24 protein-coding genes are annotated in these 26,049 nt (G+C 72.6%); 13 read left to right on the top strand and 11 right to left on the bottom strand.

Annotation, left to right across the window (positions count from 1 at the left end):
- Entirely contained in the window at positions 1-1,575 is a 1,575-nt protein-coding gene (locus tag ABZW11_RS21250) for an FAD-dependent oxidoreductase (protein WP_355419541.1), read from the bottom strand.
- Between the two features lie 90 nt (positions 1,576-1,665).
- Here ABZW11_RS21250 and ABZW11_RS21245 point away from each other — a divergent pair, with 90 nt between their 5' ends.
- On the top strand, positions 1,666-2,253 hold the full coding sequence (locus tag ABZW11_RS21245; protein ID WP_355419539.1) for a helix-turn-helix domain-containing protein: 588 nt from the start codon (positions 1,666-1,668) through the stop codon (positions 2,251-2,253).
- 136 nt (positions 2,254-2,389) lie between these two features.
- Complete coding sequence (locus ABZW11_RS21240; RefSeq protein WP_355419537.1) at positions 2,390-2,977, top strand: hypothetical protein; 588 nt, start codon at positions 2,390-2,392, stop codon at positions 2,975-2,977.
- A gap of 34 nt (positions 2,978-3,011) precedes the next feature.
- On the opposite strand, the gene ABZW11_RS21235 is transcribed toward ABZW11_RS21240, so the two are convergent.
- Together ABZW11_RS21235 and ABZW11_RS21230 are read right to left on the bottom strand one after the other, a co-directional pair.
- Positions 3,012-4,400: an amino acid permease gene (locus tag ABZW11_RS21235; protein WP_355419535.1), complete on the bottom strand. Its 1,389-nt coding sequence runs from the start codon at positions 4,398-4,400 to the stop codon at positions 3,012-3,014.
- A gap of 243 nt (positions 4,401-4,643) precedes the next feature.
- Complete coding sequence (locus ABZW11_RS21230; RefSeq protein WP_355419533.1) at positions 4,644-4,802, bottom strand: hypothetical protein; 159 nt, start codon at positions 4,800-4,802, stop codon at positions 4,644-4,646.
- Positions 4,803-4,957: 155 nt separating this feature from the next.
- Here ABZW11_RS21230 and ABZW11_RS21225 point away from each other — a divergent pair, with 155 nt between their 5' ends.
- The 4 genes from ABZW11_RS21225 (at position 4,958) to ABZW11_RS21210 (ending at position 9,472) form a co-directional block, all read left to right on the top strand.
- A complete protein-coding gene (locus tag ABZW11_RS21225) occupies positions 4,958-5,770 on the top strand; it encodes an SDR family oxidoreductase (protein WP_355419531.1) in 813 nt (270 codons plus the stop codon).
- A gap of 215 nt (positions 5,771-5,985) precedes the next feature.
- On the top strand, positions 5,986-7,380 hold the full coding sequence (locus ABZW11_RS21220) for a family 2B encapsulin nanocompartment shell protein (protein WP_355419529.1): 1,395 nt from the start codon (positions 5,986-5,988) through the stop codon (positions 7,378-7,380).
- A 27-nt stretch (positions 7,381-7,407) separates the two neighbouring features.
- Positions 7,408-8,580: a family 2 encapsulin nanocompartment cargo protein terpene cyclase gene (locus ABZW11_RS21215; protein WP_355419527.1), complete on the top strand. Its 1,173-nt coding sequence runs from the start codon at positions 7,408-7,410 to the stop codon at positions 8,578-8,580.
- Between the two features lie 37 nt (positions 8,581-8,617).
- The gene (locus tag ABZW11_RS21210) at positions 8,618-9,472 is read left to right on the top strand and encodes a geranyl diphosphate 2-C-methyltransferase (RefSeq protein WP_355419525.1); all 855 of its coding nucleotides are present in this window, start codon (positions 8,618-8,620) and stop codon (positions 9,470-9,472) included.
- 104 nt (positions 9,473-9,576) lie between these two features.
- On the opposite strand, the gene ABZW11_RS21205 is transcribed toward ABZW11_RS21210, so the two are convergent.
- Both ABZW11_RS21205 and ABZW11_RS21200 read right to left on the bottom strand, forming a co-directional pair.
- Positions 9,577-10,470: an MBL fold metallo-hydrolase gene (locus ABZW11_RS21205; RefSeq protein WP_355419523.1), complete on the bottom strand. Its 894-nt coding sequence runs from the start codon at positions 10,468-10,470 to the stop codon at positions 9,577-9,579.
- A gap of 35 nt (positions 10,471-10,505) precedes the next feature.
- Positions 10,506-11,345: an alpha/beta hydrolase gene (locus ABZW11_RS21200; protein WP_355419522.1), complete on the bottom strand. Its 840-nt coding sequence runs from the start codon at positions 11,343-11,345 to the stop codon at positions 10,506-10,508.
- A gap of 114 nt (positions 11,346-11,459) precedes the next feature.
- On the opposite strand from ABZW11_RS21200, the gene ABZW11_RS21195 reads away from it, so the two are divergent.
- Both ABZW11_RS21195 and ABZW11_RS21190 read left to right on the top strand, forming a co-directional pair.
- Positions 11,460-12,437, top strand: coding sequence for a class I SAM-dependent methyltransferase (locus ABZW11_RS21195; RefSeq protein ID WP_355419520.1), 978 nt, complete (start codon positions 11,460-11,462; stop codon positions 12,435-12,437).
- A gap of 99 nt (positions 12,438-12,536) precedes the next feature.
- Positions 12,537-13,181 (top strand): DNA starvation/stationary phase protection protein, encoded by a 645-nt coding sequence (locus ABZW11_RS21190; protein ID WP_355419518.1) that lies wholly within the window; start codon positions 12,537-12,539, stop codon positions 13,179-13,181.
- A 59-nt stretch (positions 13,182-13,240) separates the two neighbouring features.
- On the opposite strand, the gene ABZW11_RS21185 is transcribed toward ABZW11_RS21190, so the two are convergent.
- Positions 13,241-14,563 carry an ABC transporter permease gene (locus ABZW11_RS21185; RefSeq protein ID WP_355419516.1) on the bottom strand — a complete coding sequence of 441 codons (1,323 nt, stop codon included), beginning with the start codon at positions 14,561-14,563 and terminating at the stop codon, positions 13,241-13,243.
- A gap of 53 nt (positions 14,564-14,616) precedes the next feature.
- Entirely contained in the window at positions 14,617-15,474 is an 858-nt protein-coding gene (locus ABZW11_RS21180) for a hypothetical protein (RefSeq protein ID WP_355419514.1), read from the bottom strand.
- Positions 15,475-15,613: 139 nt separating this feature from the next.
- Between ABZW11_RS21180 and ABZW11_RS21175 the strand changes: the two genes are divergently transcribed.
- On the top strand, positions 15,614-16,363 hold the full coding sequence (locus ABZW11_RS21175) for an HAD-IA family hydrolase (protein WP_355419512.1): 750 nt from the start codon (positions 15,614-15,616) through the stop codon (positions 16,361-16,363).
- Entirely contained in the window at positions 16,360-19,266 is a 2,907-nt protein-coding gene (locus ABZW11_RS21170; protein ID WP_355419510.1) for a pyridoxamine 5'-phosphate oxidase family protein, read from the top strand. Before ABZW11_RS21175 ends, ABZW11_RS21170 begins: the two co-directional genes overlap by 4 nt.
- 6 nt (positions 19,267-19,272) lie before the next feature.
- Here ABZW11_RS21170 and ABZW11_RS21165 read toward each other — a convergent pair whose 3' ends face one another.
- The 3 genes from ABZW11_RS21165 to ABZW11_RS21155 form a co-directional block, all read right to left on the bottom strand.
- The gene (locus ABZW11_RS21165; RefSeq protein WP_355419509.1) at positions 19,273-20,382 is read right to left on the bottom strand and encodes an esterase-like activity of phytase family protein; all 1,110 of its coding nucleotides are present in this window, start codon (positions 20,380-20,382) and stop codon (positions 19,273-19,275) included.
- A 150-nt stretch (positions 20,383-20,532) separates the two neighbouring features.
- Complete coding sequence (locus ABZW11_RS21160) at positions 20,533-21,339, bottom strand: putative protein N(5)-glutamine methyltransferase (protein WP_355419507.1); 807 nt, start codon at positions 21,337-21,339, stop codon at positions 20,533-20,535.
- A gap of 209 nt (positions 21,340-21,548) precedes the next feature.
- Entirely contained in the window at positions 21,549-22,298 is a 750-nt protein-coding gene (locus ABZW11_RS21155) for a class I SAM-dependent methyltransferase (protein ID WP_355419505.1), read from the bottom strand.
- Positions 22,299-22,375: 77 nt separating this feature from the next.
- Between ABZW11_RS21155 and ABZW11_RS21150 the strand changes: the two genes are divergently transcribed.
- Positions 22,376-23,089 carry a histidine phosphatase family protein gene (locus ABZW11_RS21150; protein WP_355419503.1) on the top strand — a complete coding sequence of 238 codons (714 nt, stop codon included), beginning with the start codon at positions 22,376-22,378 and terminating at the stop codon, positions 23,087-23,089.
- Positions 23,090-23,102: 13 nt separating this feature from the next.
- The gene (locus ABZW11_RS21145; protein WP_355419501.1) at positions 23,103-23,555 is read left to right on the top strand and encodes an NUDIX domain-containing protein; all 453 of its coding nucleotides are present in this window, start codon (positions 23,103-23,105) and stop codon (positions 23,553-23,555) included.
- A 94-nt stretch (positions 23,556-23,649) separates the two neighbouring features.
- Here the strand turns inward: ABZW11_RS21145 and hutC are convergent, their stop codons facing one another.
- Complete coding sequence (gene hutC, locus ABZW11_RS21140; protein ID WP_355419499.1) at positions 23,650-24,429, bottom strand: histidine utilization repressor; 780 nt, start codon at positions 24,427-24,429, stop codon at positions 23,650-23,652.
- 168 nt (positions 24,430-24,597) lie between these two features.
- Between hutC and ABZW11_RS21135 the strand changes: the two genes are divergently transcribed.
- Positions 24,598-26,034 (top strand): cytosine permease, encoded by a 1,437-nt coding sequence (locus ABZW11_RS21135; protein WP_355419497.1) that lies wholly within the window; start codon positions 24,598-24,600, stop codon positions 26,032-26,034.
- Positions 26,035-26,049: the final 15 nt, after the last annotated feature.

The raw sequence follows: 26,049 nt of genomic DNA, 5'->3' as shown, positions 1-26,049 counted from the left end.
TCACAGACGGCGGAGCGTCAGGACGTTGTCCTTGCGGATGGTGGGGGAGCCGTCGGGGGCGGTCTGGGGGCGTTCGAACTCGGCGTCCTTCAGCACCTCCCACTCCCCCTCTGCCAGGTCCAGCGACTCGTACACCTCGCGGGGCGTCGGGAGGTGCACGTCGGGGTGGGGGTTCTGCTCCCAGGACGGCCCGGCGGCATGCCCGGCCACCAGCAGCACCCCGCCGGGCGCGACGGCCGCGGCGGCGGCCCGCAGGATCTTCTCACGGGGCAGGTCGTGCGGTGAGTGCAGGTAGCAGGCGGTGACCAGGTCGTACGTGCCCTCGGGGAAGGACCGGCCGAGGTCGTGCTGCTGCCAGTCGATCCGATCGGCCACGCCCATGCGCTCGGCGAGTTCGGCCGCCCGGCGCAGCGCCACCCCCGACACATCGGCCGCGGTGACCCGCCAGCCCCGCTTCGCCAGCCACACCGCGTCGCCGCCCTCGCCGCTGCCCAGGTCGAGCGCCCGGCCCGGCGGCAGGTCGCTCAGCTCGCGGACGAGCACCACGTTCGGCTCGCCGGTCCAGAGCCGCTCGCGCTCGGAGTAGCGGCCGTCCCACAGCTCCTCAGGAGAGACCTCGGCCTGGGTGGCCCGGCGGGCGGTGACGGCGGCTCTGGTCTCCTCCTCGATCAGGTCGGCGTTGATGGCGGCGCCGGCCTTGACGCCCGCCGCCGCCGAGCCGATGACCTGCTCGAACAGGCTGGAGACGTTCCCCGCCACCCACACGCCTGGCACGGGCGTGCGGCCCGTGGGGTCGGCGGGGATGTGGGTGCCCACCACGTGGCCGCCCATCTCCATCTCGGCGGTCTCCAGGCCGAGCCGCGCCAGCGGTCCGACCCGCGCGGTCAGCCGCGTGCCCAGGGCCAGCGCCTGGCGGGCGTGCTCGCGGCCGTCGGCCGTCCGCACGCCGTGGAGCCGCCCGTCCTTGAGGACCAGCTCCGTCACCTCGCCCTCGACCACCGCGACGCCCCGGGCGTCGAGCTGCTCGCGCTGCTCGCCGGACGGCTTGTCCATGGTGTGCAGGAACAGGGTCACGTCGTCGCTCCACTGCCGCCACAGCAGCGCCTGGTGCACGGCGAGCGGGCCGGTGCCGAGCACGCCGATGGCCTGATCGCGGACCTCCCAGCCGTGGCAGTACGGGCAGTGCAGCACGTCCTTGCCCCACAGCTCGGCCAGTCCCGGCAGCGGGGGCAGCTCGTCGGTCAGGCCGGTGGCGACCAGCAGCCTGGCCGCCTCGGCGGCGGTGCCGTCGTCCAGCGTGAGGCGGAAGCGCCCGTCCCCGAGCCGCTCCGCTCCCGTCACGGCGGCGTTCTCGACGCGCACGCCGTACGCGGCCACCTCCTCGCGCCCGGCGGCCAGCAGCTCCGCCGGCGGGGTGCCCTCGCGGCCGAGGTAGACGTGCACCCCCTCGGCGGGGGCGTTGCGCGGCCGGCCCGAGTCGACCACCAGCACGCTGCGGCGGGCCCGGCCCAGCGTGAGCGCCCCGCTCAGCCCGGCCGCGCCGCCGCCGATCACTACCACGTCGTACGTCTTCATGTCGCGGTCTCCCTTCCGTATGCCAGGCAACTGTGCGCGAGCCGCTGACGAGTTGACAAACTTCGTTGCTGAAATGGCAAGGTAGGATCCATGGAACTCGACGAGGTGCTCCAGGCGGTGGGTCCCCGGCTGCGGGCCCTGCGCCTGGAGCGCGGCATCACGCTCACGCAGCTCGGCAAGAGCACCGGCATCTCGGTCAGCACCCTGTCCCGGCTGGAGTCCGGCGGCCGCAAGCCGACGCTGGAGCTCCTGCTGCTCCTGGCCAGGGCCTACCAGGTGCAGCTCGACGAGCTGATCGACGCGCCGGTGACGGGCGACCCGCGCGTGCACATGCGGCCGGTCAAGCGGCACGGCATGACCTACATCCCGCTCACCCGGCGGCCCGGCGGGCTGCAGGCGTTCAAGCAGATCTATCCGCCGCACTACCCCGGCTACCTGCCCGAGCAGCAGGTGCACGAAGGCTACGAATGGCTGTACGTGCTGTCGGGCCGGCTGCGCCTGCTGCTCGGGCCGCACGACACGACGCTGGTGGCCGGGGAGGTGGCCGAGTTCGACACGCGGACGCCGCACGCGTTCATCAACCCGGGCGACGAGCCGTGCGAGGTGCTGGCGCTGTTCGGCAAGCAGGGCGAGCGCATGCACGTACGCGCTCGTCCCGCCGCCCGCAAGCAGGACTGAACTCCGAGGTCAGCGTCCTTTTAGAGAGGGATGTCGGAGTTCGTCATCACGCTGACGTTCAGGGCGGCGGGGCGGGATCGCGGACTCCCGGCGAGGTGGCGGCGAAGGGCTTAAAGTCCGTGCTGGGGGGTGCTCGATGAAGCTGGTGATCGACGGCGTGAGGCGGCTCGTACGGCGCTACCGCCCTGACGGCAACCCGCTGCGCCGGCGTACCGACCGGTGGGAGAGCGCGGGGCTGGTGGTGGCGGTGCTGCTGATCCTGCTCTCCCTGTGGCCGGCGACGGCCGCCGCCCGGCAGGCGTACGCGGGCGCGCTGGCCACCGGCGCGGGCCGCCAGCAGGTCCGGGCGACGCTGCTGGCCGACACGCCGGTGACGACGCTGTCGTTCGGCGAGGTGGGCGGCGGCGGGCTGGTCCCGGCGGGCTGGACGACGGCGTCCGGCCGCCGGCACACCGGGAAGGTGTCCGTGCTCTCCCCCGCCAAGGCCGGCGCGCAGCTCACCATCTGGGTCGACTGGTCAGGCCGCCCGGCTCCGCCGCCGCCCAGCGAGGCCGAGCTGCGCATCACGGCGGCGGCGACGGCCCTCATGATCCTCGGCGTGGCCGCCTGCCTCGTGCTGACCCTGTTCGCCGCCTTCCGCCACGCCCTCGACCGCGTCCGCTACCGCGACTGGACCGTCGCCTGGGCGCTCGCCGACGACCACTGGCGCCAAAGCCCCTCGTGACCGTCACGAGCACCGTTCCATGACCACGCCGACGTCACCGCAGGGCCGAGTGGCGGCGGCTGTAGGTGAAGTAGATGATCAGGCCGATGACGAACCAGACGGCGAAGCGCAGCCAGGTCTGCGGGTCCAGGAACGTGATGAGCCAGATCGAGAAGACCACCCCGATCGCGGGCACCACCGGCATCCACGGCGTGCGGAAGGTGCGCGGCAGGTCGGGCTGCCGGTAACGCAGCACGATCACGGCCGCGCACACCACCACGAACGCCAGCAGGATCCCGATGTTGGTCAGCTCGGCCGCCTCCCTGATGGGCAGGAACCCGGCGATCACCGCGGAGGCCGCCCCGACGATCCAGGTGACGCGGGTGGGCACCCGCCGTACGGGGTGCAGCTTGGCGAACCAGGCCGGCAGCAGCCCGTCGCGGCTCATCGCGAACCACACCCGCGTCACGCCCAGCATGAACGTGAACATCACGGTCAGGATGCCGATGATCGCGCCGGCCGCGATGAGCGAGGCCAGCCCGGACAGCCCGACGGAGGCGAACGCCGAGGAGAAGCCGCTCTCCGGGTCGATCTCGCGGTAGTTCTGCATGCCGGTGAGCACGAGCGTGGCCAGCACGTACAGGACCATCGCGATGATCAGCGAGTAGATGATCGCCTTGGGCATGTGGCGCTGGGCGTCGCGCGACTCCTCGGCGGCGGTGCTCATGGCGTCGTAGCCGAACACCGCGAAGAACACGGTCGCCGCGCCGGTGATGGCGCCGCCGATGCCGAACGGGAAGAACGGCGAGTAGTTGGCGGTGTTGATGTGGAAGAACCCGACGACGATGACGAGCAGCACGACGGCGACCTTGATGGCCACCACGAACGTCTCGAACCTGGCGGCGGCGCGGATGCCGAGGTTCAGCAGGTAGGCGATGAGCAGGCACAGCAGGGCCGCGAACAGGTCGACCACGCGCCCCTCGCCGGTGCCGGGCGCGCCCAGCATCCAGGGCGGCAGCGTGAGGCCGAGGTTCTGGACGAGGAAGCCGAAGTAGCCGGAGATGCCGATGGCGACGACCGCGACGATGGCGGTGTACTCCAGCAGCAGGTCCCAGCCGATGAACCAGCCGACGATCTCGCCGAGCACCGCGTAGCCGTAGGTGTAGGCGGAGCCGGCCTTCGGGATGAGGCCGGCGAACTCGGCGTACGAGAGCGCGGCGGCGGCGCTGGCCACCCCCGCGATGAGGAACGACACCAGCACCGCGGGCCCGGCCGTCTCGTGGGCGACGGCGCCGGCCAGCGCGAAGATGCCGGCCCCGATGATGCCGCCCACGCCGATGGCGGTGAGCTGCCACAGGCCGAGGGTCCTGGCCAGCTCCCCCTCGTGCTCGGTGGCGATCTGCTCCACCGGCTTGCGCCGGAAGACGCCACGGGAATCGACCATGACACCCCCACTGCCGATCGTCGCATCCGTGGGGGCGACCTTCCCCGCTGGTAGCGGCCTAACCTGCGGCGCGCCGCCTCAGCACGGTCTTCTGAATCTTGCCGGTGGAGGTCTTGGGGAGATCGCAGAAGTGGACGGACCTGGGGGCCTTGAAGGGGGGCGAGGCGGGCGCGCACGTGCTCGATCAACTCGCTCTCGGTGGCGGCGGCGCCGGGGGCGAGCGTGACGAAGGCGACGGGGACCTCACCGGCGGCTGTGGTGGCTGCACGACAACGGCGGCGTCCCGCTGCTGGCCGCCCACAGCCAGGGCTCGGTCATCGCCGCCGCCGAGCTCGCCCAGCCCTGCTCCAGGCCGCGCGACGACCGGGTGACGCTGGTGACGTTCGGCTCGCCGCTGTGCACCCTGTACGCCTGGGGCTTTCCCGCCTACTTCGACACGGCCGGCCGCCGCCCGCCGTCGGCGCCCACACCGGCTTCTGGGAGGACCCGCGGCTGCACCGCCGCATCGCCGAGCTAGCCTCCGGTTTCCCCTCCCCACCAGGGGCAGGGAACGGCTCATGAACGACACCTACGACAAAGTCGCGATTGTGACGGGTGCCGACTCCGGCATCGGCAAGGCCACCGCGGTGGCGCTGGCGGAGCAGGGCTTCGAGGTGGGCATCACCTATCACCGTGACAAGGACGGCGCGGAGGAGACGGCCCGCCTCGTGCGCGCGACCGGCCGCGCCCCCGCCGTCCGTCAGCACGACCTGACCGATCCCGAACGCGCGGCGGCGGTGGTGGACGAGCTGGCCGACGAGCTGGGCGGGCTCGGCGTGCTGGTGAACAACGCGGGCACCGGCAGCCACGAGCCGCTGCTGGAGATGGGCTACGACCGCTGGCGGTCGGTGCTGGCGGTCGACCTGGACGGGCCGTTCCTGTGCGCGCAGCGGGCGGCCCGCCGCATGGTCGCCTCGGGGCGGGGCGGCCGGGTGGTGAACATCACCAGCGTGCACGAGGAGTATCCGAAGATGGGCTCGGGGCCGTACTGCGCGGCCAAGGGCGGGCTGCGCATGCTGAGCCGGGTGCTCGCGCTGGAGCTGGCCGAGCACGGCATCACGGTCAACGCCGTCGCGCCCGGCGAGATCGCGACGCCGATGACCGGGCAGGAGGACATGCCGCCGCAGACCGGCAGCAGGCCCGGCAACCCGATCCCGCGGCCGGGCGACGCCCGCGAGGTGGCGGCCGTGGTGGCGTTCCTGGCGGGGCCCGCGGCGTCGTACGTGACGGGGGCGACGGTGTTCGTGGACGGCGGGATGACGATGATGGGCCCTCAGGGCGCGTCGGCGCTGGGATCGAGTGACTGGCGATCCCTTCAGTCCTTCGCCTAGCCCTTCGCCTAGTCCTTCGCCTAGTCCTTCGCCGCGAGGCGGGGTTTCACACCAGGTCGGACGGTTCCCATCACGGGCTCGTCCAAGGGTGGCGGGCCCGTGACATCGACCTTCCGCGATCGCCAGCATTCCTGTCCGCGCAGAGACTCCTACGCTCCGTATCAATATCACTACTTTTAGTGGCGACTGCCCTGCCGACCCCGCCCGGAGGAAAGATGCCCACGGAGCCGACGGAGACGCGGCTGAGCCTCGACACGAGGGCCGCGCGCAACCTGGCCACCACCACCAAGACCGTCCCGCAGATGCAGGCGATCAGCTCCCGCTGGCTGCTGCGCATGTTGCCCTGGGTGGACGTGCGCGGCGGTACGTACCGGGTGAACCGCCGGCTGACCCATCGCATCGGGCGCGGGCGGGTGGCGGTGACCAACAACGGGGCCGACGACGTCCGCGTCGTGCCCGAGACGCTGACGGAGATCCCGGCCCTGCGCGGCTTCGGCGACAGCGCGGTGCTGGCGGAGATCGCCTCCACGTTCACCGCCCGCGAGGTGCGGCCGGGCGAGATCGTCGCCGAGGCGGGCCGCCCGGTGAACCAGACCTGCGTGATCGCCCACGGCCGGCTGGAGCGCCTGGGCACCGGCCCCTATGGCGACCGCCAGTTCCTCGGCATCATCGCCGGCGGCGACCAGTTCGGCGACGAGGCGCTGACCGAGGACGACCCGCACTGGCCGTGCACCTACCGCGCGGCGACGGCCTGCACGGTGCTGGTGGCGCCGCGCTGGGAGCTGCGCCGCATCGCCGACCGCTCCCCCGAGCTGCGCGACCACCTGGCCCGCTACCTGGAGGTGCTGGGCCGGCCCGCCAACCGCCGCGGTGAGGCGGCGGTGGAGGTCGCGGCCGGGCACAGCGGCGAGCCGGCCATCGGCGGCACGTTCGTCGACTACGACCTGCACCCCCGCGAATACGAGCTGAGCGTCGCCCAGACCATCCTGCGCGTGCACACCCGGGTGGCCGACCTCTTCAACCAGCCGATGAACCAGATCGAGCAGCAGCTCCGCCTGACCATCCACGAGCTGCGGGAGCGCGAGGAGTGGGAGCTGCTCAACAACCGCGAGTTCGGGCTGCTCCACAACACCGACTACGACCAGCGCATCTACACCTGGTCGGGCCCGCCCACCCCCGACGACCTCGACGAGCTGATCAGCATGCGCCGCAAGACGAAGCTGCTGCTCGCCCATCCGAAGGCGATCGCGGCGTTCTTCCGCGAGTGCAACAAGCGGGGGCTGGTGGTCGGCAGCACCGACGTGGGCGGTCACGAGGTGCCGGCCTGGCGGGGCATCCCCATCTTCCCCTGCGGCAAGATCCCGATCTCCGGCGCGCGGACGACGTCGATCCTGGCGCTGCGGACGGGCGAGGAGGACCAGGGTGTGGTGGGCCTCTACCAGACGGGCATCCCCGAGGAGTACGAGCCGGGGCTGAACGTGCGCTTCATGGGGATCAACGAGCGGGCCGTGATGTCGTACCTGGTCAGTGCCTACTTCTCGGTGGCGATCCTGGTGCCGGACGCGATCGGGATCTTGGAGGACGTCGACATCGCCGCCCCGCGCTCGTGACCGGCCGACCCCAGGAAGAGGCATGACATGCCGGACATCTCCCCCCATGGCGCTCCGGTGGCGCGGCTCCTGGCCGGGCCCGCCGGGCTGGGCTCGTCCTCGCTGAGCCTTCGGGCCGCGCTGCTGCCGCACCGGCGCGCGTACGAGGAGGGGGACGGGCACGAGCCCCCCGGGTCGCCGGCGGGGCCCGAGCCCGGGTCCGACCTGACGCCCCTCCCCTACCGCGAGCGTGAGTGGGGCGACGGCACGTACCCGCCGCTGCTCTGCCCCGAGACCGTCCGCGTGGACGACGCGCTCGCCGCGGAGGTGGACCGGCGGCTGACGGCCTGGGCCGCGCGCATCGGCCTGCATGAGGGGCGGATGGAGGAGTTCGCCGCCACCGGGTTCGGCCGGCTGGCCACGCTCGCCCACCCCGACACCGGCGACCCCGACCGGCTGCTGATCGCCGCCCAGATGAACGCCGCCTGGTGGGCCGCCGACGACTACTACGCCGACGAGACCGACCTCGGCGCCACCCCGACCGAGCTGCCGCCCCGGCTGGCGCTGGTGACCTCCGCCATGGACCCGCCGCCCGACGCCGGCCACTACACCGGGCAGCTCGAGGCGGCCATCGCCGCCGACCCCGTGCTCGTGGCGCTGCGCTCGGCGCTCAGCCACGTCGCCCGCCACGCCACCGACTCGCAGATCCTGCGGGTCCGCAACATCACGAGCCAGATGTACGTCAGCTGGGCCGCCTACGCCGCCTGGCGCTACCTGGAGACGCCGCCGCCCGTCTGGCGCTACCTGGCCGCCCGCCAGCACGACAGCTTCTACACCTCGATGACGCTCATCGACGTCGTGGGCGGCTACCGGCTGCCCGCCGAGCTGTTCGCCGAGCCGCGCTTCCACACCGCGCTCATGCAGGCGGGCACCGCGAGCGTGCTGGTCAACGACCTGTACTCGGCGGCCAAGGAGGCGGCCGACGAGCTGCCGGACTCCAACGTCGTCCTGCTCATGGCCGCCGAGGACGGCTGCTCGGCCCGCGAGGCCACCGAGCGCGCCGTGCACCTGCACAACGACTTCGTCCGCGGCTTCGAGCAGAGCAGGCAGGCGCTGTCGGCCGTCCCCTCGCCCGAGCTCAAGCGGTTCCTGCGCGGCGCGCAGGCGTGGATGGCCGGGTGCCTCGAATGGCACGGCAGCAGCAGCCGCTACCAGTCCTGACCGTCACCCCCGTCCCGTAACTGAGAAGGAGCCGTTGATGACCATGACGCCGCATGCCCCCGTGCTGAACAGCCTCTACCAGCAGTCGGTCGCCGACTACTGGAACACCGAGGAGAACCCGGTCAACCTGCGCCTCGGCGAGGTGGACGGCCTCTACCACCACCACTACGGGGTGGGCGAGGTGGACTGGTCGGTGCTGGAGGGCCCCGCCTCGACGCGGGAGAGCCGGGTGGTCAAGGAGCTGCACCGGCTGGAGACCGCGCAGGCCGAGATGCTCATGGCGCACCTCGGGCCGCCGCGCCCCGACTACCGCGTGTTCGACGCCGGGTGCGGCCGTGGCGGCTCCAGCCTGCTCGCCCACCTGCGCTTCGGCTGCGAGGCCGACGGCGTGTCCATCTCGGAGTCGCAGGTGGCCTTCGCCAACCGGCAGGCCGAGGAGCGCGGCGTCGGCGACAAGGTGCGCTTCCACTTCCGCAACATGCTCGACACCGGCTTTCCCACCGGCGCGTTCCACGCCTCGTGGAACAACGAGAGCACCATGTACGTCGAACTGTCCCTGCTGTTCGCCGAGCACGCCAGGCTGCTGGCCCGGGGCGGCCGGTACGTCTGCATCACCGGCTGCTACAACGACGCCTACGGCCTGCCGTCCCGGGCCATCAGCCAGATCAACGCCCACTACATCTGCGACATCCACTCCCGCAGCACGTACTTCAAGGAGATGGCGGCCAACCGGCTCGTCCCGGTCAGCGTCATCGACCTCACCGCGGCCACCATCCCCTACTGGGAGTTGCGGGCCAGGACGCACCTCGCCACGGGGATCGAGGACGCGTTCCTGGAGGCGTACAAGAGCGGCAGCTTCCAGTACCTGCTGATCGCCGCCGACCGCGTCTGATCACGCGCGTGCTGCGCGCCGGTCGGCTCCGGCGCGCAGCACGCGCGTCCAGGACAGGAGCGGCGCCGCGACCGGACCGCCAGGTGGACTGGGGTGAGGACGCCTCACCTCAGCGGGTCGGAGTCACCCGGTCGATCTTGCAGGCCAGGCCGCCAGGCGAAGGCCCCGCCTCGCCGCTCGATGCGTCCCAGCCCGGGGAACGGCAGGTGGTAGGCGTGCACCGGCACCCTCTCGTCGGCGGCCCACGCGAGCAGCCTGCGGCGCGCTGCCACCGACCGCACCTGGTCGTGGTCCCACGGCGTGCGCCAGTCGGGGTGGGCGAGCTGGAGCGGGTCGTAGAAGGTGTCGCCGAGGCAGAGCAGCCGCTCGCCGCGCGAGCGCAGCAGGATCGCGGTGTGTCCGGGGGTGTGGCCGGAGGCGTCCACGGTGTGCACGCCGGGCAGCAGCTCGGCGCCGTAGCTCGCCGGACGCAGCCGCTCGCCGAAGAGCCTGATCGCCTCCAGCGCGGGCCCGCGCTGGACGTCGGGGATCCGCTGGGCGCGGTCGGACCAGTAGGCCACCTCGGCGGCGTGCGCGTACGCCACCGCGCCGGGGAAGGCCGGCTCGCCGTCGGCCCCGGCGCCTCTGACGTGGTCCTCGTGCAGGTGGGTGAAGACGACGGCGGACACGTCGGACGTCGTCAGTCCGGCCTCGCCCAGGCCGGCGCCGAGCTTGCCGACGTAGGGCGTGAAGGCGGGCCCGTAGCCGAGGAAGCCGGGCCCGAGCCCGGTGTCCACGATCGCGATCCCGTCGGGGGTGCGCACGCACAGGCAGTTGTACGCGCACGTCAGCGTGGTGCGGCCGCTGCCCTCTTCGGCCACCGCGTCCCGGAGCTCGGACTCGGGCACGCCGGTCGCGGGCTGGTAGAAGGAGCTCAGCGGCGGCTCCAGCGGCGGCTCTGACTGACCGTCACTGACGACGGCGCACTCGAGATCACCGACCGTGAACCGATGGAACATGCGCGGCCCCCTGCCCTGCGGACGTCCGGGCCACCTTATCGAGGGCGCCGCCCCAAGAACGTCTCGATCGTCCGCACGAAGCGGGGCGGGTCGTCGCGCCAGGGGAAGTGGGCGGCGGCGGGCTGGACGACCGTCTCGGCGGACGGCAGCAGCGCGGCCAGCTTCTCCGCGGCCGACGGCGGGGTGTTGAGGTCCACCTCGCCGGCCAGCACCAGCGCGGGCACGTCGAGGGCGGCCAGCGCCTTTCTGGTGGCGTCGGGGTCGAAGGCGGAGCCGAAGACGGCGGCGGCGTCGGTGTTGCGGGCGGGGGCCTGGGCGGCGTGGTAGCGGCGGGTCTCGTCGTCCCAGCGGCCGTAGAGGAAGGGGTCGAGGGCGTCCCAGTCGGCGCCGGTGCCCGCGACGACGGCTTCGAGCGCGGCGTACGCCCGCGGGTACCAGGGCTCGGCGGCGCGCAGCCGGGCGACGTCGAGCCGGTCGTGGCCGGTGACCTCGATGCCGGCGCCCATGGGGCTGGGGGTGACGAGGACGAGGGCGGCCACGCGGCCGGGGTGGCTGATGGCGTACTGGAGGGCGAGGTTCGTGCCGGCGGAGTGGCCGAGCAGGGTCATGCGGTCGAGCCCGAGGTGGGTGCGCAGGGCTTCGACGTCGTCCACCTGCCGGTCGCACCGGTACGTCTCGGGGTCCGCAGGCGTGGCCGAGCCGCCCGTGCCGCGCGGGTCGAGCTTGACCAGCCGCCGGTGCGCGTCGAGGCCGCCGAGGTCTGCGAGGTAGGCGGAGTCCTGCATCGGCCCGCCGGGCAGGCAGATGAGCGGGCTGCCTGAGCCGGACTCGTGATAGGCGATGGTGGTGCCGTCGAAGGCGGTGAAGGCGGGCATGGCGAAGAGCCTTTCAGCGCCGTGATGTGCAGGCAACGGGATATTTCGCGCCGCCTTCTTGCGCCGTACGCAAGACAGCCGGTCGCCAGACGCAAGGCAGCTTAGAGTCGAGCCATGGCATACCACCACGCGCACGATTCCGAACATCAGGCCGCCCACGGCTCCGACGAGCACGACCACCGGCATGGCGCCGAGCACACCTCAGGGCACGGGCACGGGCACGGGCACGGGCACGGGCACGGGCACGGGCACCACGACCCGCGCGCGTCGGCGGCGATGGCCGAGTTGCTCGATCTCGACGCCGAGGTGCTGCGACCGCACCTGGCCGAGGTGACCGCCTGGATCGGCGAGCTGACCGCCGACCGGCCGCCCCTCCGCCTGCTCGACCTGGGCAGCGGCACGGGCGCGGGCACGTTCGCGCTGCTGGGGCGGTTCGCGGACGCGGAGGTGACGGCCGTGGACATGTCGGAGGACATGCTGCGCCACCTGGAGGCCAAGGCCCGCGAGCGCGGCGTGGACAAGCGCGTCCGTACGCTCCAGGCGGACCTCGACAGCGCATGGCCCGAGGTCGGCACCCTCGATCTGGTGTGGGCGGCGGCGTCGCTGCACCACCTGGCCGACCCCGATCGCGTCCTCGGCGACGTGCTCGCCGCGCTGCGTCCCGGCGGGCTGCTGGTGGCGGTCGAGATGGACTCCTTCCCCCGCTTCCTCCCCGAAGACCTCGGCTTCGGCCGGCCAGGGCTGGAGGGGCGCGGTCACGCGGTGCTGGACGAGCGCCGGGCCGCCGCGTTGCCGACGTTCGGCTCCGACTGGGGGCCGCGGCTCGCGGCGAACGGCTTCACGGTCGAGGCGGAGCGGGAGTTCGTCGTCGACCTGCGGCCCCCGCTCCCGCCGGCCGCCACCCGCTACGCGGAGGTGGCGCTGCGCCGGATGCGCGGCAGCCTGGAGGGCGTGCTGGCCGCCGACGACCTGGCCGCGCTCGACGACCTGCTGGCCCCGGACGGCCCGCGCAGCCTGTCGCGCCGCGACGACCTGTCCGTACGCACCCGCCGGACGATCTGGATCGCCCGCCGCCCCCACACCGGCTTTTGACCACTTTTTGCCAGCCGCTGATACGGGCTGGAGCTCCTTTTGCGGACACACGGGAAGGTTCGAGGACGGACCGGCTCAATAACCGCTCGGGAGATGATCGTGCCCGCCAAAGGCAGCAGCAAAGCGTCCAGGAAAACGAGCAGCCAGCCATGGCTGCACGTGGACGGCACCGAGATCCAGGAATACGGCACAGTGCGGACGTGGCCGCTGGCCCTGTCCGATGAGGCCCGCAACTACTCCTGCGGCCGGCTGAACCAGATCCTGGCCGACACGCAGATCCTCTACGCCCTGTACAAGAAGCATCACTGGCTGATGCGCGGCCCGACGTTCTACCAGCTCCACCTGCTGCTCGACAAGCACGCCAAGGAGCAGCTCGAACTGGTGGACGAGATCGCGGAGCGGGTGCAGACGCTGGGCGGCATCGCGGTCGGCGACCCGCGGCACGTCGCCGAGATCACCGTGGTCCCGCGCCCGCCGAACGGCGCCGAGGAGGTGCCGGCCATGCTCTCGCGCCTGGTCGAGGCGCACGAGACCATCCTGCTCGCCTCGCGGGACGCGGCGTCACGGGCCGCCGAGCTGGGCGACGACGGCACCAACGACCTGCTGGTCTCCCAGGTGATCAGGACCGGTGAACTGCAGGTCTGGTTCCTGGTCGAGCACCTCGTGGACACGCCGCTGGTCGAGACGCCGAGCGACGGGGAGACCAGGGCGCCGCGCAAGACGACGACCCGCTCCGGCAAGTGACGGTCCGCACGGGCGGATGAGGCGCCCGGCTCGCTCCTGCGGGCCGGGCGTCCGCCGCCCTAGCCGCGCCCGTAGCGGTCCTCGGCCCGCCAGAAGTACCAGGATCCGAGGACGAGCGCGAGGACCGCCCACACCAGGCACGCCAGCCAGACCATCGGCGGCGGGCTGTGGCTGCCGATGAGGATGTCGCGCATCCACTCGATGTACGACGCCGCCGGGTTCAGGTACATCACGGTCGCCACCCATTCGGGCAGCCCTGCCCTGTTGACCACCTTGTCGTGGATGGCGAAGAACACGCCGGAGGCGTACAGCCAGGTCCGCATGATGAACGGCAGCAGCTGCCCGAGGTCGCGCAGCTGGGAGCCGAGCCTGGCGAGGATCAGCCCCGCCCCGATGTTGAACGTCGTCTGCAGCACCAGCACGACCGGGATCATCAGCCAGAACCAGTTGGGCAGCTCGCCGGTGAGCACCACGATGAGCAGCAGCACGCCCATGGAGATGGCGAGCTGCTGCAGCTCCTGGATCGTGTACGCCAGCGGCAGCGAGGCGCGCGGGAAGTGCAGGGCGCGGATGAGGGAGAGGTTGCCCGAGATGGACTTGGCTCCCGCGGTGGCCGTGCGCTGGGTGTAGGTGAAGACGAACATGCCGGTCAGCAGGAACGCGGGATAGTTCGGCACCCGGTCGCTGCCGCCCAGGATGAGGCCGAACATCACGTAGTAGATGGCGGCGTTGAGCAGCGGGGTGATGACCTGCCAGAGCTGCCCGAGCGCCGAGCCCGAGTATCTGGAGACGTTGCGTGAGGTGGCGTAGGTCAGCACGAAGTGCCGCCGCTCCCACAGCCGGCGCAGGTAGACGGGGAACCGGGGACGCGCGATGGCGGGGCGCAGGCCGTGGCGGCGGGCCAGCTCGGCCAGCGAGCCCGGCGCCGGTTCTGCGGTCTCTTCCACGTGACTCATGAGCACCTCGCGCTGGTGACCGGAGTGTCGTGCCACGATCATCCCTCGCGACAGGGCCGGCGGTCCCGTTATCCGCCGGTGCGTCGCGAGTGCTTTCGCTCGGCGGTCCTTCAGCCGGACAGGTAGGGCCGCAGGGTCCGGTCGACGGCTTCGGTCAGGCACCAGAGCCGCGCGCAGCGCCGCCAGCGGCGTGGCGTGCTCCTTCCCGGCCCGCTCGAACGGCCGCCCTGCGGTCTCGGCGCTGTGCGCGGCGAGCGCCAGCAGCAGCCCCCGCTTGGACCCGAACCGCTGCACGAGCGTGGCGGGCGCGAGCCCGGCCTCGCCGGCCACGGCCGCCAGCGTGAGGCCCGCGGGGCCGTGCCGGCCGAGCGCGCGGGCGGTGGCCTGGAGGATCGCCTCGTCGCTGGTGGTGCGGGGCCTGCCCATGCGTCGTGCCTCCGGGAACGCGTTACCGAATGTGCGTTCACCTGCTGTCGCAGTCACAGGGGCGGGGTCACGCCCGTCACGGCGAAGCGCTCGACCTCGGCGACGTGGCCGCCGGTCGAGGCGACGACGGTCAGCGTACGGCCGTCGCGTGGGGTGAAGGAGAGCTTGCCGGACCACGGCGACCTGCGGCCGCCGGCGCTCACGCAGCAGCGCTCGCCGAGCGGCTTGTCCGAGCCGGGGTGCAGGACCTGGATCCTGATGCTCTCGTCCACACCGGTGATGCGGCCGCCGACGGTCAGCGGCGAGGTGACGGAGGCGCCGTACGCCGGCTCGGTCAGGGAGAGCGTGGTGTCGTCGGTGCCGACGACCTCCCAGGGCGCGTGCTCGCCCGAGCCGTACCGCATGAGGTGCACCACCGCCGCCACCATCGGCTTCGGCCCCTCCTCCGCCTGCAGGCCGACGTGCACGCGGGCGTGCTCGCCGTCCACGACCGTCTTGACGGCCTGGTCGATCTCGGTGAAGCCGAGGTAGTCGCGGGAGAAGCCGATCGCGGTCGCGGCGGGGTCGAGATGCCACGGCTGGTGGCCGTTCGCCTGGTAGGCGCGCTGCCAGGCGGCCACCTCGTCGGGCCCGGAGAACGGCCACAGCGGCTGGTAGCGGCCGGCGATGAGCAGCCGCGCGGGCGCGGAGGCGCCGGACGTGCGCGGGGCGGGCGCGGGCGTGCCGGACGTAGGCACCTCGCCAGGGCCGGGCGTGACGGTGGAATCAGGCTCAGGTGCGGTAGTGGCGGGGGTGAGCGTGGCGGGGGTGAGTGTGGTGGTGGTCCCGCCGCCAGGGGCGCCGCCGCAGCCCGCCGCGCCCAGGGCGAGCGCGGCCAGCAGAGGCAGCACGCGTACGGTCATCGCTCTCATGCGGTACCTCCTGCCGGCAGGGCCGTCTGTTGAGGTAGACGTACCCAGGACGGCCTTGGTTCGCGTGCTTCCCGGAGGTCCCGGCGGGCGAGGTCTTCGGTCCATGGCTGAGCCGGGCCTGCGCGGGTAGCGTCCGGGCATGACCACCTTCGATCTCACCGCCCTGCGGGCCGTCGTCTTCGACACCGACGGCGTGGTCACCGACACGGCCCGGGTGCACGCGGCGGCGTGGAAGCACGTGTTCGACGGCTTCCTGCGCGGCCGTTCCGCGCCGTTCGACGTACGCGCCGACTACCTGACCTACGTGGACGGGCGCCCGCGGCTCGACGGCGTGCGCACGTTCCTGGCCTCGCGCGGCGTCTCGCTGCCCGAGGGCGGGCCGGACGACGAGCCGGGCGCGCCGACCGTCCACGGGCTGGGCCGGGCCAAGGACGAGCTGTTCGTCCAGGAGATCGCGCAGCACGGCGTGGCCGCGTTCCCCTCGACGGTCGAGCTGCTGCACGAGCTGCGCAGGCGGGGCTGCCGCACCGCGGTGGTCTCGGCCAGCAGGCACTGCCGCTCGATGGTGGCGTCGGCGGGCGTGCTGCACCTGTTCGACGTGCTGGTGGACGGCACGGACGCGGCCAGGCTGGGCCTGCCGGGCAAGCCGGACCCCGCGCTGTTCCTGGAGGCCGCGCGGCGGCTCGACACGCCCGCCGGGCCGGTGGGCGTGGTGGAGGACGCCGTGCCCGGCGTCGAGGCGGCCCGCAGGGGCGGTTTCGGGCGGATCGTCGCCGTGGACAGGAGCGGCACGCGGGCCGCCGCGATGCTGGCCGCGGGCGCCGACGCGGTGGTGTCCGACCTGGCGGAGGCCGACGTCACGGGACGGGTGCCGGTGGGGCGGCGATGAGCGCGTGGACGCTCACGTACAACGGGTTCGATCCGGAGGGTGAGGGGCTGCGCGAGGCGCTGTGCACGCTGGGCAACGGCCGGTTCGCGACGCGGGGGGCGACGCCGGACGGGGAACCGCGGACGCCGGGAACATACCTGGCGGGGTGTTACGACCGGCTCGACTCGGTCGTGGCCGGGCACACCGTCACCAACGAGGACATCGTCACCCTGCCCGACTGGCTGCCGCTGTGGTTCGCCACGCCCGGCACGGACTGGTTCCGTCCGCAGGCGGCCGACCTGCTGCTCTACCGGCACGAGCTGGACCTGCGGCACGGCGTGCTCGTGCGGCTGCTGCGCTGGCGCGACGCGGAGGGCCGCGTCACCCGGGTACGCCAGCGCCGCCTGGTGTCGATGGCGGATCCGTACCTCGCGGCGCAGGAGTGCACGTTCACCGCCGAGAACTGGTCGGGCCCGCTGCGGGTGCGGGCCGCCCTGGAGGGGCGGGTCGCCAACGAGGGTGTGGCCCGCTACCGCGACCTGCGCGGCGACCACCTGACCTGCCACGAGACCGGCTCCGAGGACGATCTGGCCTGGCTGACGGCCCTCACCCGCTCCGCCCACGTCGTCGTGGCGCTGGCCGCCAGGATCGACGCGGAGACCGGCACGAGAGCACGTCCGGTCCTGGCGGGCGACCACATCACCTCCGACCACGTGCTCGACCTCGCGGAGGGACGCCCGTCCCGGCTCGTCAAGACCGTGGCGCTGACGTCGTCGCGCGACCCCGCCAGTCACGACCCGCGCTCGTCGGCGCTGCGGCACGTACGCGGGGCGCCGCCCTTCCCCGAGCTGCTGGCCCGGCACATGGCGGCATGGGAGCGGCTGTGGCGCAGGGCCAGGATGGACGTGGACGGCTCCGAGCTGTCGCAGCTCGTCCACGTGAACATCTTCCACCTGCTGCAGACGCTCTCCCCGCACACCGCCGGCCTCGACGCGGGGGTACCCGCGCGGGGGCTGCACGGCGAGGCGTACCGGGGGCACGTGTTCTGGGACGAGCTGTTCGTCCTGCCGTGGCTCGCGCTGCGCTTCCCCGAGATCTCCGAGGGGCTGCTGCGGTATCGGTGGCGGCGGCTGCCCGAGGCCATGGACGCGGCCCGGCGAACCGGGCACGACGGCGCCATGTTCCCCTGGCAGAGCGGCAGCGACGGCCGCGAGGAGACCCAGGTCCTGCACCTCAACCCCACGTCGGGCCGCTGGCTGCCGGACAACTCCCGGCTGCAGCGGCACGTCGGCCTGGCGGTCGCGTACGACGTGTGGCGGCACTTCCTCGCCACCGGCTCGATGCCGGCGTGGTGCGCCGAGATGCTGCTGGAGATCGCCCGCTTCTTCGCCTCGCTCGCCGTCGAGATCGACGGCCGGTACGAGATCCGCGGCGTCATGGGCCCCGACGAGTACCACGACGCCTACCCCGGCGCGGACTCCCCCGGCCTGGACAACAACGCCTACACCAACGTGATGACCGCCTGGCTGATGCGCCGCGCCCGCGAGGCCGCCGCGCTCTGCCCCGACGTCACGCCGCGGCCCGGCGAGCTCGACCGCTGGGACGACGTGGGCCGCCGCCTGCGGGTCGACTTCCACGACGGCGTCATCAGCCAGTTCACCGGGTACGCCGGGCTGGAGGAGCTCGCCTGGGGCCGCTACCGCGGCGTGCGCCGGCTGGACCGGGCGCTGGAGGCCGACGGCGACGACGTCAACCGCTACAAAGCGTCCAAGCAGGCCGACACGCTGATGCTCTGCTACCTGCTGACCGGCGACGAGCTGGCCGGGCTGCTCGAACACCTGGGCTACGAGGTGGACGACGGCCTCATCCCCCGGACGATCGCGTACTACCTGCGGCGCACCAGCCACGGCTCCACGCTCAGCGCCGTCGTGCACGCCTGGGCGCTGGCCAGGCTCGATCGGGAACGGTCGTGGGAGTTCTTCATCGAGGCGCTGCAGAGCGACCTGAAGGACGTCCAGGGCGGGACCACCGCGGAAGGCATCCATCTGGGCGCCATGGGCGGCACGCTCGACCTGCTGCAACGCTGCTACCTCGGGGTGGAGCCGCGGCGCGACGGGCTGTGGCTCGACCCGCTGCTGCCCGACCGGCTCGGCGAGGCGTCGATGCCGATCTGCTACCGGGGGCGGCGGCTGTTCATCGACGCCGATGACCACGAGGCGCGCGTCAACGGGGTCGCGTGCCGCACCTTCAAGCTAGGAGAGGCCATCATGCCCGGCACCGGCGACCTCGGACGACGCATCATCCACCACCGCGAGCGCCGCGGCCTGACCCGCGAGCAGGTGGCCGAGCACGCGGGCATGTCGGCGGGCTATCTCAAATACCTGGAGGAGCACGCCGACACGCCTGACGGCGGCACGCTCTACCGGCTCGCCGACGCGCTGGGGACCACGGTGGACGAGCTGCTCGGCGGCGGCCACGACCGGCCGCCCGGCCATGGCCCCGCCGCCGCGCACCCGAGTCTGGAGACGCTGGACGAGGCCGAGTCGCTGCGGCTGATCGCGCCGGGCGGCATCGGGCGGGTCGCGTTCAGCGGCTCGCACGGGCCGACCGTGCTGCCGGTCAACTACAAGCTGCACGACGGGAACATCATCTTCCGTACGGCGGCGGGCGGGCCGATGGACAAGGACCTGCGTACCGGGCTGGAAGGCGTGGACATCGTCATCGCCTTCCAGATCGACCACTTCGACGAGGCCACCAGGGAGGGGTGGAGCGTGCTGGTGCAGGGGCCCGCGCACCACATGCCGCCCGAGGACACGGCCGATCTCGCCCGTTCCGGGGTCACGCCGTGGGCGGGCGGCGACCGGCCGCTCTACATCCGGATCACGCCGCAGCGCGTCACCGGCCGCCGCATCCACGGCATCTGACGGGGACTATTCGCAGCCCGTGGCGGCGAAGGCCATGAAGCGGGTCGTCTCGCGTTCGTCGAAGTTGTCGTCCGAGCCGATCACCAGCGTGCACTCGCCGCCGGCCAGGCGCGGGCCCCACGACAGGCTCTCCAGGTTCTGCACCGGAGGCCGGAAGGTGCCGAGGTCGTAGACCAGGCGCTTGGCGACCGGGCGGTAGCCGCCGCGGGCCAGCGAGTCGCGGCCGAGCACGTCGGAGGCGCCGCGCAGGTCGATCTCGTACAGCTTGACGCGGTAGTTCACGCCCTGGATCCAGGAACGTTCCAGCGCCAGGTAGCGGTGGTCGTCGATGGCCAGGATCTCCGACACGCCGGTGTCGGCGTCGCCGGTGGGCGGGTTCGGGGGCTCGGGCAGGTGGTCGAGGCGGTAGGCGTACTGGCCGCGCGGCCTGCCCTGGCGGTCCCAGACGGTGATCCTGGCGACCGAGCCGCGCTCGGCCGTGGGCAGGGGGCCGTCCTCGTAGCGCGGGCCCTCGGTGACGGCGGTGACGGAACGGGCGGTGACCGCCAATCCCTCGAATCCGAAATTACGCCTTGGGCCGCGTTCCGTATTCGTCAGCCGCAAATTACGCGGGAGTGTGAATTCACCCACCTGGCGGCCGTTCAGGTCTGTTCTGCGAATGGCCGGTTGTGAAAGGGGAATGTCGGGATCTCTGGTGTCGGGCCGGTCACCCTCGTCGCCCCACACCAGCCGGCCCGTCCACCGGTCGAACCTGATCGTCTCCGGGTCCGCCGCGCCCGGCCTGCCGTACCCGGGGTAGGGCGTGCCGTCCGGGCGGGTCAGCGTGCGGACGCCGGTCAGACGGACGCCGGTGAAGTCGCCGGTCCTGCGGTTGATGTCGAGGTGGCCGGTGTAGAAGCGGGCCGGGCCGTAGCGGTCGCGGTCGTCGGAGATGAGGTACCAGGTGCCGGTGCGCGGGTCGCGGTCCACGCCGGACAGGCCGCCCACGGTGGTGCCCTGGAACGTCATCATGTACGGGATGCGCTGCTCGCCGAGGAAGCGCGTGATGCGTACCGGCGCCCGCCGCTCCGCCGCCTCCGCCGCCGGCGCGGTGGCCAGCACCGTGGCGAATGCCATGGCTATTCCGGTTATTCTCCGAGCACGACCCATGTGAGCCTCCGTCCTGGAAATCGACGGAGGCCATGAAAGCGCGAATCAAAAGCGAAGTCCACGAACCGCCCAACGGCATGCCGCCCTCCAAAAGCCGCAATCTTCCTCAGGGCCGGCTCAGGAGGCGGGGTGGATGAAGGTGCCTATGACGGTTGTCGCGTCGTACTCCGGTGAGGTGGCGATGCGGGGGAGGAGGCCGGCCGAGCTCACTGCTTCGGCGGTGGTCGCCGCCTGGTTCTGGCTGGTCTCCACCAGGAGGCGGCCGCCGGGGGTCAGCCAGATGGGGGCGGCGGCGATCACGCGGCGGACGACGTCCAGGCCGTCCTCGCCGCCGTCCAGGGCGAAGCGGGGCTCGTGGAGGCGGGCTTCCGGGGGCAGGAGCGCGACCGATTCGGAGGGGACGTAGGGCGGGCTGGTGATGAGGACGTCGACCCGGCCTCGGAGCGACGGCGGCAGGGGGTCGTACAGGTCGCCCCGGTAGACGTGCGCGCCGGGCAGGTTGCGGCGGGCGCACCGCACGGCGGCCGGGTCGAGGTCGGCCGCGTGCAGTTCCACCCGCCCGGCCAGCCCCGCCGCGACGGCGGCGCCCATGGCGCCGGTGCCGCAGCACATGTCGAGGACCACCGGCCGCCCCGGCACCTCGCGGGCGAGGGCGACGGCGCGGTCGATGAGGAACTCCGTACGCGGCCTGGGCACGAACACGCCGGGCTCGACGTGGACGCGCAGCCCGCAGAACGACGCCCACCCGAGGACGTGCTCCAGGGGCTCGCCGGCGACCCGGCGTTCGAGCATGGCGGCGAGGGCGTCGGCGGTGGCGGCGGTCGAGACGAGCAACTCGGCTTCGTCCTCGGCGAAGACGCAGCCGGCGGCACGCAGCCTGGCGACGATCTCAGCGGAAGGAAGCGACGAGGAGGAGACAGACATGGGAACCTTTCGGGATGCCGTCGGGCGCTCCCGCGGTCACCTAGTCCTGGTGGGCCGCACGGTTACGGGAAGGGAGCACCCGGCCTGACACAGCGGCGATGGGTCTCACCTCCCTGGGACGAGCACGGACGATCACTTCTGCGAGCGCCACGGTACCAGAGCGCGTGACGCCGCCCGTGACGGGGTGCGAGCGGAAGCCGGGCGGCTGGTCAGATGCGGCGGGCGAGGGCGAGCTCGGTGGTGAAGGTCAGGTCGAGGCCGTCGCCCACCAGCTCGCCGACCTCGCCCAGCACCCGCTCCCGCACGCCGGGAGGAAGGATCCGGTACGCGGACAGCGTGCCGGTGAGGGTGACGAAGCGGTCGGCGTCGTAGCGCTCGGTCCTGGTGTAGCGGCGCCGGTCGAGGTCGGTGAAGCGGGGGTCGCCGTCCAGCAGGTGGCGGGACTCCTCGGCGCGGTCGCCCTCGTTCTGGTGCAGGCTCTGGCTGGCCAGGCCGTACCGTTCGGCCAGCCGGCCGAGTGCGGCGCGCACCCCGTCGTCGGCGGGGATGTAGTGGTTCCAGAACAGCGCCAGCGCCCCCGACGGGGCCAGCGCGGCATGGGCCAGGTCCCAGCGCCGGTCAGGGTCCACCCAGTGCCAGGCCTGCGCGGAGTAGAGCAGCGCGAAGCTGCGGTCGGGGACGTAGTCCTCGAAGATCCCGCTCACCACCCGCACGCCGGGACACTTGTCCGTGAGCGTCGCCGCCATCCTGGGGTCGGGCTCGACGCAGGTCAGGTCGCTCACGCGGGCGGCGAAGCCGGCGGTGGCCTTGCCCGTGCCGGCGCCGACCTCCAGCACCGGGCCGTCGGGCGCGTAGGCGAGCACCTCGGTGACGAGCCGCTCGGGGTAGCCGGGCCGCGCGGCCTCGTACTGCTCGACCGCCTCGCCGAACACCACGCTCCGCCGCCGGTCCACTCCCATGGCGCTGTCCCTTCGTCCGTACGCGGGTGCCGATTCAATCACGCCCGGCGCGGGCGGGCGGAAGGGAGTAGGGTCCGGTGACTGTGAGGGATGAGCGCGACGAGCCGGTCGAATACCGGCAGAGCCGGTTCCGTACGCCGCCGGGCGCGACCGAGGTGCTGCTGGTGCGGCACGGCGAGTCCGAACCGGCCCGCCCGGACCGGCCGTTCCCGCTGGTCCGCGGGCAGGGTGACCCGGCGCTCGCGCCCGAGGGCCGCGAGCAGGCCGAGCGGGTGGCGCTGCGACTGGCCGCCGAGCGGATCGACGCGATCTACGTCAGCACGTTGCGCCGCACCTCCGAGACGGCGGCGCCGCTGGCCGCCCGGCTGGACGTGACGCCGGTGCCAGAGGCCGAGCTGCGCGAGGTGCACCTGGGCGAGTGGGAGGGCGGGCTGTTCCGCCGCATGGTGGCGGAGGGCCATCCGGTCGCCCGCCGCATGGCGCAGGAGGAGCGCTGGGACGTCATCCCCGGCGCCGAGCCGGCCGCGGCGTTCTCCGAGCGGGTCAGGAAGGTGCTGGAGAAGCTCGCGGCCGCCCACCCCGACCAGCGGATCGTGGTGGTGACCCACGCCGGCGTGATCGCGGAGGCGCTGGCGGCGGCCACCGGGTCGCGGCCGTTCGCGTTCCTGGGGGTCGACAACGCCTCGGTCTCGCACCTGGTGCTGACCGAGGCGCGGTGGATCCTGCGCAGGTTCAACGACACCGCGCACCTCGCCCCCTTCTTCACCACCACCGCCGCGCTGCCCACCTGACCGGGGCCGTGTGGTGAAGAGGCTGATCGCCCGGCTGTGGCGGAGCCTGCGCGGGTCGGTGAAGTGGCGGCTGCTCTACCTGACGCAGGACAAGTTCATGGTCGGGGTGACCGGGGTGGTGCGCGACCGCGACGGGCGGGTGCTGCTGCTGCGGCACCGGTTCTGGTCCGAGGAGCGCCCATGGGGGCTGCCCACGGGTGGCGCGAAGCGCGGCGAGACGTTCGAGCAGACGGTCGTGCGCGAGGTGCGCGAGGAGACCGGGCTGGAGGTGCGGGTGGGCGAGCTGGTGCTGCTCAAGAGCGGGTTCCGGCTCAGGATGGAGGTCGCGTACGCGGCCGAGTACGCCGGTGGCGGCGCCCTGCGGCTGAACGCGATGGAGATCCTGGAGGCCCGCTGGTGCGCCCCCGACGACCTGCCCGACGGCCTGATCCCGTCGCACCGGGCCCTGATCGAGGCGGCCCGCTGACCGTGTCCAGTTGACCGTGCCCAGTTGACCGTGCCCAGGCTGGTCGGGCCCAGGCCGGCCGGGCCCAGGCCGGCCGGGCCCAGGCCGGCCGTGCTCAGCGGGTGTCGAGCGTCCAGTCGGCGCCGAAGGCGCCTTCGAGCCGGTGGCGCGAGCCCGGGTGGAGCAGCCGGGCCACGCTGACCAGCACGTCGCGCGACCAGGTGCGGCGGCGCACGAGCAGGCACGGCTCGTGGCGGCCGATGCGCAGCAGCCTGCGCTGGGCGGCGTCGCCGAGCACCGCCTCCACGATGTGCTCGCCGCGGGAGAGCGGGGCGACCTCGTTGAGGTAGGCGTGAGGGGTCTGCCGGGTGAAGTCGCGGTCGAGGTAGCGGGGCGCGGCGGCCGGGTTGACCAGGCGGTCTTCGAGCTGGATCGGGGTGTCGTCCTCGAAGTGCACGATGAGCGAGCGGTAGACGACCGGCCCCGCGGCGGCGCGCAGCTCGGGGTCGGCGGCGTCGGACGGCTCCGCGCGGACGAAGACGACCTCGGTGTGGTGGCGGTGGCCGTGCCGGCGGATGTCGTCGGCGATGTTCCTGACCTGGAGCAGCGCGGAGGCGGCCTTGGGCGCGGCGACGAACGTGCCGACGCCGGCCCGCCGCTCGATGAGCCCCTCGTGGGTGAGCTCGCGCAGCGCCCTGTTGATGGTCATGCGGGACAGGCCGAGCGCGCTGACGAGCTGATGTTCCGACGGCAGCTGCTGGCCGTGGGCCCACCGGCCGGAGCGCACGCCCGCGCTGATGACCTTCTTGACCCGCTCGTACGCGGGCGCCGAGGCGGGCCCGAGCTGCTGGAACTGGGCGGCGAGCTCGGACTCGACCACCGTGATGGGCACCATGGCTCGGCGGATCCTCCGGTCGGGGGACGGCGGGCGGAGCGATCTCCGGACTCGATGGCCCGAAGTTTATCTTCCCCCAAGGGTGGCGAGCTGTATATACAGGACTGTACATTTCCCCTCGAACCCCCGTTTCCCCCAGGGCGCGTGACGCGCGAGAGGCGGACCGCCATGACCGACCATCAATCCCTGGGCGCGGGTCCTGCCGTGGAGCGCCGGACGATCGACGTGATCCCCGACGCCGAGCGGCACGGCACGCCGCGCAGCCAGTTCACTCTCTGGTTCGGCGCCAACATGCAGATCACCGCGATCGTGGACGGCGCGCTCGCCGTCGTGTTCGGCGCCGACGCCCTCTGGGCGATCATCGCCCTGCTCATCGGCAACGTGCTCGGCGGCGTGGTGATGGCGCTGCACTCCGCGCAGGGGCCACGGCTCGGACTGCCCCAGATGATCTCCAGCCGGGCGCAGTTCGGCGTGCTCGGCGCCGTGCTGCCGCTGCTCCTGGTCGTGCTGATGTACCTCGGCTTCGCCGCCACCGGCAGCGTGCTGGCCGGGCAGGCGCTCGGCCGGATCCTGCACGTGCCGGCGACCGCCGGGATCCTGCTGTTCGGCCTGCTGACGGTGATCGTCGCGGTGACCGGCTACCGGCTCATCCACACCGTCGGCAGGATCGCGACCGTGATCGGCGTGTGCGGGCTCGGCTACCTGCTGATCAAGGTGTTCACCACGTACGACGTGGGCGCCTTCGTCGGCGTCAAGGGCTTCGAGGCGCCGACGTTCCTGCTGGCCGTGGGGCTCGGCGCGGCCTGGCAGCTGACCTTCGGCCCGTACGTCGCCGACTACTCGCGCTACCTGCCGCGCAGCACCAGTGAGCGCTCCACGTTCTGGGGTACGTTCCTCGGCAGTGTCATCGGCTCGCAGTGGGCGATGTCGCTGGGCGCGCTGATCGCCGCCGTCTCAGGCGCGGTGTTCGTCGGCGACCAGGTCGGCTTCGTCGGTGAGCTGGCCGGTCCCGCGGCCGTCGCGCTGCTGATCTACATCGTGATCGTGGTGGGCAAGCTGACGGTGAACACGCTCAACGCCTATGGCGGCTTCATGTGCCTGCTGACGACCGTGACCGCGTTCAACGGCCGCTCGCGGGTCTCGCCGGTGGTGCGCGCGCTCTACATCGTCGGCTTCACCGCCGTGTCGGTCCTGGTGGCGATCATGGCCAGCGCGGACTTCCTGGACAACTTCAAGAACTTCGTGCTGGTGCTGCTCATGGTGTTCACGCCGTGGAGCGCGATCAACCTCACCGACTACTACCTGATCTCCAAGGAGCGGGTGGACATCCCCGCCCTGTACGACCCGGCGGGCCGCTACGGCCGCTGGAACGTCACCGCGCTGGTCAGCTACGCCTTCGGCGTCGTCGTCCAGATCCCGTTCCTCGCGCAGAAGCTCTACACGGGGCCGGTCACCGAGCTGCTCGGCGGCGCCGACATCTCGTGGATCGTCGGCCTGCTGGCCACCGCCGCGCTGTACTACCCGTGGGCGAAGCGGACGTCGAACCCGCCCGCGGAGATGATCTATCCGTCCACCGAGCCGGTCGCAGAAAGGACCCGGTCGTGACTCCTCCGCTCCCTG

The organism is Nonomuraea sp. NPDC004580 (genome assembly GCF_040609855.1).
Classification (GTDB): domain Bacteria; phylum Actinomycetota; class Actinomycetes; order Streptosporangiales; family Streptosporangiaceae; genus Nonomuraea; species Nonomuraea salmonea.
This window is presented reverse-complemented; position numbering and strand designations above follow the sequence as displayed.